The sequence below is a fragment of the Ruminobacter amylophilus genome, from assembly GCF_900115655.1.
GTDB lineage: Bacteria > Pseudomonadota > Gammaproteobacteria > Enterobacterales > Succinivibrionaceae > Ruminobacter > Ruminobacter amylophilus.
In genome coordinates this window covers 1-10,805 of record NZ_FOXF01000064.1, presented here as the reverse complement: position 1 = coordinate 10,805, position 10,805 = coordinate 1, and the positions used below count along the sequence as shown (strand labels likewise).

The following is a 10,805-nucleotide window of genomic DNA, read 5'->3' as shown; positions in this document are numbered from 1 at the left end:
ATAGCAATGGTTCACAACGGTATCATTGAAAATTATGCTGAACTCAAATCCATGTTAATCAAACACGGATATATTTTTACTTCAGAAACTGATACCGAGGTTTTTGTACATCTTGTAAATTATTACAGAAAACAGAGCTGCGGTTTGCTTGAAGCTCTGCAGCAGGCCATTAAACAAGTTAAGGGAGCTTACGGTACCGCAATCATTGATTCAGCCGAACCTGATTCCATGGTGGTGGCAAGATGCGGTTCTCCTCTGGTTATCGGCCTGGGACAGAATGAAAACTTTGTTGCGTCAGATCAGATTGCTCTTCTGTCCGAGACCAGCAGATTTATTTATCTTAAAGACGGTGATACCGCAAGAATCACCGGGGATTCAGTAACCATATATGATTCAGACTGCAACAGGGTTGAAAGAGAAATCACCGTTTCTGATTCCAGATATGATGCCACTGACAAGAACGGCTTCAGTCACTACATGGAAAAGGAAATTCATGAGCAGCCTGTTGCCATAAGAAACACCCTGGATAAGCGCATTGCCAACGGTCATTTTATTCCTGAAGCGTTCGGCGGCAATGCCGTTGAACTGTTCGGAAAGGTAAGACATATTCAGATTGTGGCATGCGGAACGTCATATCACGCAGGTCTGATAGCCAAATACTGGACGGAACAGTATCTGAATGTTTCATGTTCAGTTGAAATAGCATCCGAATACAGATACAGAAAATCCTACACCTATCCTGACAGCTTGTTCGTAACCATATCTCAGTCAGGAGAAACCGCAGATACCCTTGAAGCATTGAGACTGTCCAAGAAACAGGGATACATGGCTTCACTTTCAATCTGCAATGTAGGGACATCATCCATGGTAAGAGAATCCGATCTGTGTCTGCTTACAAAGGCAGGAACCGAAATCGGAGTTGCTTCAACCAAGGCCTTTACCACTCAGCTGGTTGCCCTGCTTCTGCTTATAGGAAATATAGGCGTGGTACAGGGAACTGTATCAGAAGAACAGGAAAAGTCCATTACTGATGCTCTGCAGAAGCTACCTGTCTACATAGACAACATTCTCAACAGAGATTCAAATCTTTCTTCGATATCAGAATACCTGAAGGATTTTAAGGGATGCATTTTCCTGGGAAGAGGCATCAACTGGCCCGTTGCCATGGAAGGAGCGCTAAAGTTAAAGGAAATAAGCTACATCCATGCTGAAGCATATGCCGGAGGGGAACTGAAACACGGTCCTATAGCATTGATTGATGAGAACATGCCTACGGTAATAGTTGCTCCGTCAAACGGACTGCTGGACAAGCTTCGCTCAAACATTGAATCTGTTAAGGCCAGAAAGGGATTTGTATATCTCATCAGCGATGAGAAGTCCGCAGTTTCATTCTCAGCTTCAGGTATACCGGAAAACAGTTATTTTGTAATACCGAAGGTTGAGGAAGTGATTGAGCCGATAGTTTATACGGTACCGCTGCAGCTTATAGCGTATAAGGTTGCGGTACTCAAGGGAACTGACGTGGATAAGCCTAGAAATCTGGCTAAAAGCGTAACGGTTGAATAAAACACATAATAAACATCTAATGACGATAATTTGTTATCTTTGAAGGGATTATAATGTTAAAAGGAAAGATTGATTCTTCCTCAGGAAGAAAAAATATCTACGGATATTTGCTTGATACGGATAAGAGTGAAAGTAGAAATTGTACGCTTTCAATTGACAATGGAGCTCATAGGATTGTTTGTAAATGTGATAACGATATTTTTACGAATTATACTCAGAATAAATTCGGTCACGGATATCACGGATTCAGAACTGCTGTTCCCGATGCGTTAAAAGACGGAAAAGAACATGTAGTTGAACTGATTGATGAGGAAACCGGTTCAGTTGTTGATACTAAATCACTGGTATTCAGAAAAGACAAGGAATTGGAAGCAGTCAAATCAGTAATAAACAGTGTAAAGAAAAAGGAAGTCAGCAAACCTTATACTTCCTACAGCACTGATTTGACAAATATTCCCGACGGAGTGAATATTGCGTACATCCTGGATGATAAATACGTAATTCCTACATGCGTTTCTGCAATTTCTGCCATATCGAATAAACACAGTTCTTCCGTATATAATTTCTTTTTTATTACCAACGAAATTTCCGAGCATTGTGCATCTCTTCTGAACAGTCTTTCCAGCAGCACAGTTAATGTATATATAGTTCAAACGGAATTAAAAGAGCTTAAGGATCTTCATGTTTTCAGTAGCAGGTCGTACTGTGTTGCTACTGAATCCGCTCTGCTCAAATTCAAGCTTCCGAGTTATCTCTCAACACTCAGTAAGGTTTTATACCTTGACGGCGATATTATAATCAGAACTGATCTCAGTGAATTATTCAGTACTGATGTGTCTGATTATTATCTTGCAGCTGTAGAAGATTCAGGAACTCTTTATTCCCAGAATCCGATTGTTTTAAAATATGAAAGGTATTTTAACAGTGGCGTGATGCTGTTGAATCTGGATTTGCTGAGACAGGAAAATAAACAGCAGGTTTTAATTGAAACCAAGAAAAACAGCAATGATTCAACTCTGATGGATCAGAATGTGTTTAATGAAGTTCTGCAGTCTAAAGTTAAATATCTGTCCATTAAATACAACTGTCTGTTTGTAAATTTAATCCGTGCCTGTCAAAAATTTGAGATGGAGGCACTTAACAAAAAATATAATGAGCAGTTCAGCTCGCTTCCTGAGCTTGCCGAAAAAGCCCTTCTGGTACATTACTCATCCAAAGACAAACCATGGAAGTTTTCAAATACTCCGCTGGCAGCTGAATGGTATTCATATTATTTAAAGATGTGTCTTGAGTTGGGGCTTCCTAAAGATTCCATCAAGAGGGAATGTTCACTGTTATCTAAAAATGATACGGTATACATAGAGCCTGACAGACCTCGTATTATTGTTTCTATGACGACTTTCCCGGCAAGAATTGGAATTGTACATATTCCATTACAGGAAATTCTGTCTCAATCCGTTCGTCCCGACAAGGTTTTATTGTGGCTTGCAGAACCTCAGTTTCCAAACAGAGAGAAGGATTTGCCGGATGAGCTGCTGAAATTGCAGGAAAAGGGCGTTACCATCTGCTGGGCTAAAGAAGATATAAAGGCTCATAAAAAGTATTTTTATACAATGCAGAAGTACCCTCATGATCTGGTTATCACCGTTGATGACGATCTTCATTACTCTCATTACATGATTGAAAGACTGCTGGATTCCTACAAGCGCAACCCTCATTGCGTCTCTGCATCAAGAGTTCATTTAATGCTGGCTAATAGTGGTGAAGACTCATCACGTATGATCAGACCGTATAAAACATGGAAGCATGAGTATGATAAGTGGGTTAACCAGCCTTCCATGCAGCTGTTTCCGACATGTGGAGCAGGAACATTGTTTCCTCCGTATTCTCTGAGAAAAGAAACTTTTAATATTGAAAAAATCAAAAGAGAGTGTCTTGATGCGGATGACGTCTGGTTAAAGATGAATATGGTTTTATCCGGAACATCTGTTGTTTTGTGTGATGTGCGCCAGAGACTGAGATATGTAGAAAATTCTCAGGATGTTGCCTTATGGAAAACAAATGTGATTGAAGGCAATAATGATGTTCAGATTAATACCTTAATCAGTAACAGCGATCATGCCGACACCATCATTTCTAAGATTTTTGAATATGCTCCTTATCCTAATAAGGAGGCTAAACAGCAGGCCAAAACTTCCCGTGCCAAAAAATAGTTGAGGAAATCATATCCCGTAATCTGACGGTGATGAATTTTATATCTCATACACCTTTCTGTTTAAACAGAAAGGTGTATTCATTATCAGACACATCTCGAGAAATGTTTTATTACTGATTAAAACTGTCAGTCATTCGGTTTTATAACTGTTTTCATGTGATCAGCGTGATATGAACGTTTAAGTTTTGTATATATGTTGCGAATATACTGCTACAATCAGTATATTCCGTAAGTTCGTGTTGGATAATTATAATGGTTGATAGTAACAAAAACAGATTTATCGGTTCTGTCGAGAATGACGGGAAATATACTTTATATTTTTGCTGGGTTCCCGTATACAGATCCCTTTTCAGATCGACATATAAAACCGGTGACGGCATCAATAAAATACAGTATCAGAAAAAGTCTGTTTTAGGTGTTCCCGTATATTCTGAAAACATTGAGGATTACGTAAGAACCCGAAAAATTTTAGGTCTGAGTTTTTCTGAGCATTTGGCTTTGGATAGAATTACAGATCTGATAAAACTTCAGGAACAGGGGCTGAATAATTCTTCCAGAGAACTGAAGGAACAGCTTGATTATCTTTCTAATCGCGTTACCGGAATCGAGTCTTCGTTATTAAGCAGAATAGAGAAATGTGACAGTTCGTATCAGTCACTGGTTAAGCTCAATTCAGAATCTTCGGATACACTATGCCGTTATTTTAAGGAAATAAAGGATAATGTTGACAGAAGTGTCGGTGAGCTGTCAAAAAGCGTTGCTGATTCAAGAAAGGAGAGTGTTCTTTCAGGTCAGAAGACCATTGAAGAACTTGGCAGAAAAGTACATTCATGCTTCGCAGAGATGAATGATAAGCTAAAGGGAATAAATAAAACCGTAAAGAATAGCAGTGATATGGCATACGCCGATATACTGAAGGCTTTTGAGATAAAGTTTAAAGCAGTACTCGATTATCTGTCTGACAGTGTTCTTGGCACTGAATTGAAACTGTTAAAAAAAGTGGAAGAATATAACAGTAACTGTCTGTCTTTTTCGAAACAAGGTTCCGAGTCTTTTGAGAAAATAACAAGGGGAGTAACTGAACTTCAGGAAGTTTTGGAAAGAAGTGTTGACGAATTGTCGGGGAGCATTGTCGATTCTAAAGTTCAGCTGGATGATCTTCACAGGAATCATTCTTCAGATATGGAAGATCTCAAAAATAAACTGAATTCAGGGTTATCTCAGGTTAAGTCCGTTTTGGATAACGTTAACAGTGGCAGGGAGTCAGTATATAAAGACCTTGTCAGCTTGTTTGAAGAAAAGGTTCAGCAGATAACATCAGAGTATTGCAAAAATACTGAAGATATCTCAGCGGCTGTCAGAGATTTGGTGACCATGGTTGATGATGCCAGAAAGCAGATAGGTGACAGCAGTAAGAGTTCCTCTGAAGCGTTTCTTAAGGTCGGAGATGAACTTGTCAGGACAAAGAAACTGCTGAATAGCGTTTTTGAAGACACTGTCAGAAAAATGAGTGACGAACTGAGGTTTGGGCTCCGTGGTGTTAAAAAAGCCTGTTCAGACAGAATTCAGACCGGGATGTCTTCCATTGATAAAAAAATATGCTCAGTAAATAATCAGAGTGATTCACTGCATAAAAGTCTTGATGGTATCAGCGACAGAATCAGCAGTCTGCAGTCGTGGTGTGCTTCAGAACTTCATAACGCTTCAACCACCTGCATTGACAGAATAAAATCACTGGAAAGCACCTGCGGTGAATATATTGAACAGCATAAAGAGGCAGATGCCGAGGTTAAAAAAATATCAGACAGAATTGACGAGATAAATGTTGAATCCCTGAATAAGTCCAATGATATGATTGTTAATGTCATTGCAAAGAGGGTGAATGACAGTGTTGGCGTGGCCAGAGAAAATGAATGGGCGGCCATATTCAATAATACCATTTATAACAGTTCATGGTTAAACGATAGAAGCTTTTCTCCCGGAAGATGGGCTGTAGGTTATCAGTTCCTGTATGTGATGTACAGAATTCTCAATGAGGTAAAACCAAAGAGTATTCTGGAATTGGGGCTGGGACAGTCTACCCGAATGATTGCACAGTATGTCAGGGCTTCGTCTGACGTAAATCATTACGTGGTAGAGCATGATCCCGGCTGGATAGAATTTTTCAGCAACAATTTTGCGGTACCTGAATCCACAACCATTGTTCAGCTTCCTTGGGATTTCAGACCTTATAAAGAAGCTGAAAGGGTTCGCTGCTATAAGGATTTTGCCGCCAATTTTAAAGATAAGGTTTTTGACTTCATATCAATTGACGGGCCTTTGGGCGGAGATATGCATCAGTATGCACGAATTGATACACTGTCCATTGTCCCTGAATCTCTTGCGGAGAATTTTGTGATTATGATTGATGATACTGAACGTTCCGGAGAGATAGGAATGATTGCTGAACTTCTGGCCAAACTCGATGCCGCAGGAATTAAATATAAGGTTGGCCGCTACAGAGGTGAAAAGCAGGCAACTGTTATCTGTTCACTGGCTTGGGGATTTTTATCATCAATGTAACGGATGACATCTGAATGCGGTAAAAGAAATGGCAGAAGTTTTATACTTCTGCCATTTTGGTTTAAGTTCTAACTTACCTTAAAGATAAGATGACGGTAAGCGTGTACGCAACAAGGGTTATTCATTTTTCAAAAACAACGCTTTAAGATGTCACCGTATTTTACGGAGATAATCTTATGACTAAAACACATCCAAGGCATCAGCTGCGGCTGAATCAGTATTATGAACAGCAGAGCAGCGGTCTGAGCACCACTCGGTGGACTTCAGAACAGGGAATATCGTATAAGACTTATTTGAAAAGAATCAGCAGATTGAGAGAACTCGGTCTTATCAGTGGTGGTTCCGGTAAATGTAAAGAACCGTCAGCTGATGATACCACTGAAAGCAGTTCATTTTTCATGATTGAAGTGCCTCCGGCTACGAATGTTCATACCTCCAAAGAGCATGATAATTCCATCGTATGTCAGATAGAACTGACCTCGGGAGCAAAACTCAGTATTTCTAACGGAATTCATTCAGAACTGTTACTGCGGATTTTGGAGGTTGTTGCCTGATGCTCGAAAGAATAACTCCCGGAATTGATAAATTTTACGTGGCTTGCGGTAAAACTGACATGCGCATGGGAATCAACGGACTGGTGAACAAAATCACCACGGAATTTAAACTGGAACCGTGCGAAAATTCAGCCTTCCTGTTCTGCGGAATCAGAAAAGACCGGATAAAGGTGCTTCTGTGGGACGGCAGCGGTTTTATCCTGATGTACAAAAGAGTGGAACGCGGAAGTTTCAAATGGCCGAGAAACCATACCGAAGCAAAACAGATATCCGTCCAGCAGCTGGAATGGCTGCTTCGCGGGATGGAAATTGAACCGGTAAAGCCGATTGAAAAAATCACGGGAGCCAGATTTACCGAACGAAATTCCATTGTTCAGAATCTTCTGAAATCTTAATGAATACAGTCTGTTTTAACCTGTAAAAACCTGATGACAAAAAGCGCCAACAACCCTTGAATTTATTGGGGTTTTTGGCGTTTTTGCTATCGGAAAAAGTGCTTTTATGGTATAATTCACACCAGTAAACGAAAGGTTTTTCAAATAGGATTTCAGGGTAAAGATGGCAAATAAAAAAGGGCAGCAGAACAGGAAAAATGCTTCTGTTCAATCTCAGAATTCCCTGGATCCGAATTCAAATCAAAGTCTGCAGGAACAGCTTGAGCATTACAAGAAGCTGGTATCTTCTCTGACTGACAAAATATCCCGAATGAACAACCTGCTTCTCAGAGCAGTTGCCGAAAACAAGAGACGTGAAGAGATCGTGGAAGGCTTCAGGCAAATGCTCTTTAAAACAGGCAACACTTCAGAGAGCAACATTGTTGCCAAATACATGAAAGCCTCAAAGCCTGAGCAGGAGAAAGTGGAATGCGGACGTCAGTCTTCACTCTTTGACGGCGACAACAATGTTTTTAACGAGATTGAAAAAGAATCCTCAGCTCTTGCCGGGAACGGGGCTCTGACAAAGGAACTGGACCTTCCTGAAGAGCAGAACACCGACAGACAGAAAACTTCAGGCAAAAAGAACCGCAAAAAACAAAAGAAAACAGAGAGACTTTCATTAACCGGAAACGGTCTTGATAAGCTTGGACTGGAAGTTGTTGAACGCTTCATTGATGACGGTCCTGAGGCCGGCATCTGCCCAAAGTGTCACGGCATAATGGATGAAATGGCAACAGAAACTGTGTCAAAGAGTCTGATGTTCAGACCTGCATCCTATTACATTCTTGAGACAAAGAGACGGGTTTACAAATGTCCCGTCTGTCAGAAGAATAACGACAGATTTATCAGAAAACAGGAATCACCCGCAGTCCTGCTGCCACACTCAGTGGTATCACCTTCACTGCTTGCTCATGTCATCACGCAGAAGTTTGTTTACAGCATGCCGCTGTACCGTCAGGAACAGCAGATGATTGATGCCGGAATACCAATTGTAAGAAAGGTCCTGAGCGACTGGTGTCAGAAGGTGTTCAGCAACCAGCTGGAAAACTTCTGCGAACTGCTTAGACAGGAACTTTTTAAATACGGCCACATACATGCAGACGAAACCCCGGTTGAGGTCATAAAAACCCACGAAGGCAGAAAACCGAAACAGCAGTACATGTGGGTGTATTCCACCACCAAATGGGCTCCGCATCAGATAAGATACTTTAAACACGAATGCGGACGAAGCAGTGATTATCCGCTGAAGTTCCTGAAAGGATTTGAAGGATACCTGCATACGGACGGTTACACCGGATACGATAAAACAGTGAGGGAAAGTCGGGGAAAAATCATCAGATGTGAATGTCTGGTACATGCCCGACGGCACTTCGCCGACATTCTAAAACTGGCCAAAGACAAGCAGAACAATGAAACATTACTGGCAGCGAAAGCAGTGGAGCTGTTGGATCAGGTATTTGTAATTGAAAAAGAAGCAAACCACTGCTGTGTTGACGGTTTCGGAATACGGGATCCTGAAAAGGTCAGAGCACTGCGTCTGAAAAAAACAAAGCCGATATTGGATAAATTCTTTAACTTCTGTCAGGGGATAAAGGATGCCCGGTGCTGTCTTCCGAAAAGCCGCCTGAATCAAGGTGTGCAATACGTATTGGACAGAAGTCATGAACTTATGAACTTCCTTGATGATGGCAATTGTGATGTCAGCAATAATACTGCTGAGAACTCAATACGTCCGTTTACCGTGGGAAGAAAGAACTTTCTGTTCAACTTCACAGAGAATGGAGCCGATGTCAGTGCCGGCTACTACACAATCATCCAGACAGCGATAGCAAACGGCCTGGCTCCGTACAAATATCTTGAATGGCTTCTTACGGAAATCAGTTCGGTAAGACCGAAGAGCGTACTCAGCAACATGAGTCATCTTCTGCCATGGTCAGACAAGGTTCCCGCATACTGCAGGTCAAATAATCTGGAAGACTTGCGTCAGGCTGAAACAGCTTCCGAAGACTAAACCTTTACAACATCAAAAACTCACTGCGGTGTAGCACAGTGAGCTTCAATTTTAAATAACCCTAATTACTTACACGCATACAGATGACGGTATTATGAGATTTTCTTTTAGAAAGAAACTCTTAAACCGGCGTCCAGGTTAAATGAATTTAAAACCTGCTTATACTCGGTGGTTGGATTCTTGATAGTTCCTAAATAGTAGTAGGTAGCACCCAGATCGAGAGCAAAATGTTCATTGAAGTTGATGGCGGTACCTGCTGATGCACTAGCTGCCAGTCTGTTGGTGGTAGTATTGCCGCTTCTAAGGGTGTACTTGCTGCCATCTTCAGTTGCATAGCTATAAAGGGAGTATTTATTTGAATGCTTTGCCCAGCCTAAACCCAGACCAACATATGGAGTAAACAGTTCGCTGGTGTAGAAATCCGCATAGGTGTTAAACATCACAGCCTGAGACTGAATCTTGTTTCTTTCATAACCTGGAGCGTATAACTGTTCTCCTGTTTCTTCATCAGTTCCGGCAGGAATCAAAACATCGTTAATAAATTTTGCACGATTGGTATTGTACCATTCAACTTCAACTCTGCCTCCGACATAACTTTCACCGGCAAACTGTAAACCAATGGCTGGTCTCATGTTAAAGACGGTTTTATGATCAAGGCCGCAATCGTATACGGTTTTGGTTGTTCCGGAAGTTTCATCATGGCATCTGGCATCAAGATCCTGGAAACCGGCACCTGCCTTAAAGCTTACATATGGTCTAACGCCAACAACCTTTGAATCTTCTGCAGATGCGGTTGATGATAAGACAGTTGCAGTTAAAACGGCTAAACCGATAAGACTTTTTTTAATCATTATATTTTCTCTCAAAATCAGTATTCTTATTTCTGAATAAGAATTGTTTTTATTTATGAAAAGCGATTCGATTCTGCGTAACAAAAATGCTCAGCGTTTTATTTTGGTCTCTGAGCGAAAGGTTATTGCCAACATACAGAACTTTAAAAGTAGTAGTAAGTTATAATAAACGCGAGCGAATGTCAAGAAATATTAAGTATTATGTTATAAAAAAGTTATAAAAATAGCAATTTTGTTGTATTGACGTATTGAATGAATGCTGACGAAATGATGGAGGAAAAGAGATGAAAATTAAGTCAAATAGAACTTTCCCAAATCGTAATACTATACATTCTTTTTTGGTCTGCCAGGAGATCTTTTAGTTGGTACTTCATCTTGTGGTAAAAGAGACAACTTTTGAAGTACCTTAACCTGAGACGGATTCATATTAATAAGTTGCCAGTCACCCGAGTTAATTCTGGCTTGTTTAGCTCTTTTTAAAATTGACATGATTTTTTTATAGGTAAATGTGTTCAGTAATTCAGCCTTATCAAATTTGTTAATCAATTTAAACGATAGAACAGTTGACAGGAAATTGCAGAATTCACTTCCTATGATTGAGTAATCATC

The 10,805-nt window shown here is 40.5% G+C and carries 7 protein-coding genes and 1 pseudogene; 6 read left to right on the top strand and 2 right to left on the bottom strand.

The window, feature by feature from the left end:
- The 6 genes from glmS to tnpC all read left to right on the top strand — a co-directional run.
- Positions 1–1,566 (top strand): glutamine--fructose-6-phosphate transaminase (isomerizing) (gene glmS, locus BMY80_RS10950; protein ID WP_143066525.1); only part of this gene is annotated, 1,566 nt, incomplete at its 5' end.
- 53 nt (positions 1,567–1,619) lie between these two features.
- Positions 1,620–3,779 (top strand): glycosyltransferase family 8 protein, encoded by a 2,160-nt coding sequence (locus tag BMY80_RS10945; protein ID WP_093143618.1) that lies wholly within the window; start codon positions 1,620–1,622, stop codon positions 3,777–3,779.
- Positions 3,780–4,033: 254 nt separating this feature from the next.
- Positions 4,034–6,343, top strand: coding sequence for a class I SAM-dependent methyltransferase (locus tag BMY80_RS10940; protein ID WP_093143614.1), 2,310 nt, complete (start codon positions 4,034–4,036; stop codon positions 6,341–6,343).
- Between the two features lie 176 nt (positions 6,344–6,519).
- A complete protein-coding gene (locus BMY80_RS10935; RefSeq protein ID WP_093143611.1) occupies positions 6,520–6,897 on the top strand; it encodes a hypothetical protein in 378 nt (125 codons plus the stop codon).
- The gene (gene tnpB, locus BMY80_RS10930; RefSeq protein WP_093143609.1) at positions 6,897–7,292 is read left to right on the top strand and encodes an IS66 family insertion sequence element accessory protein TnpB; all 396 of its coding nucleotides are present in this window, start codon (positions 6,897–6,899) and stop codon (positions 7,290–7,292) included. The genes BMY80_RS10935 and tnpB overlap by 1 nt, the downstream gene beginning before the upstream one ends.
- Before the next feature lie 163 nt (positions 7,293–7,455).
- On the top strand, positions 7,456–9,345 hold the full coding sequence (gene tnpC, locus BMY80_RS10925; RefSeq protein WP_093143607.1) for an IS66 family transposase: 1,890 nt from the start codon (positions 7,456–7,458) through the stop codon (positions 9,343–9,345).
- A gap of 107 nt (positions 9,346–9,452) precedes the next feature.
- Here the strand turns inward: tnpC and BMY80_RS10920 are convergent, their stop codons facing one another.
- Both BMY80_RS10920 and BMY80_RS12450 read right to left on the bottom strand, forming a co-directional pair.
- Positions 9,453–10,196, bottom strand: a complete 744-nt coding sequence (locus BMY80_RS10920) for an outer membrane protein (protein WP_143066524.1) — start codon at positions 10,194–10,196, stop codon at positions 9,453–9,455.
- 324 nt (positions 10,197–10,520) lie between these two features.
- Positions 10,521–10,805: pseudogene (locus BMY80_RS12450) on the bottom strand (transposase); the annotation flags it as partial.

Excerpts from the sequence above, each read along its gene's own strand:
- BMY80_RS10920 (WP_143066524.1), bottom strand. The coding sequence starts at position 10,196 with ATGATTAAAAAAAGTCTTATCGGTTTAGCCGTTTTAACTGCAACTGTC.
- BMY80_RS10940 (WP_093143614.1), top strand. The coding sequence starts at position 4,034 with ATGGTTGATAGTAACAAAAACAGATTTATCGGTTCTGTCGAGAATGAC.
- tnpB (WP_093143609.1), top strand. The coding sequence starts at position 6,897 with ATGCTCGAAAGAATAACTCCCGGAATTGATAAATTTTACGTGGCTTGC.
- BMY80_RS10945 (WP_093143618.1), top strand. The coding sequence starts at position 1,620 with ATGTTAAAAGGAAAGATTGATTCTTCCTCAGGAAGAAAAAATATCTAC.
- BMY80_RS10935 (WP_093143611.1), top strand. The coding sequence starts at position 6,520 with ATGACTAAAACACATCCAAGGCATCAGCTGCGGCTGAATCAGTATTAT.
- tnpC (WP_093143607.1), top strand. The coding sequence starts at position 7,456 with ATGGCAAATAAAAAAGGGCAGCAGAACAGGAAAAATGCTTCTGTTCAA.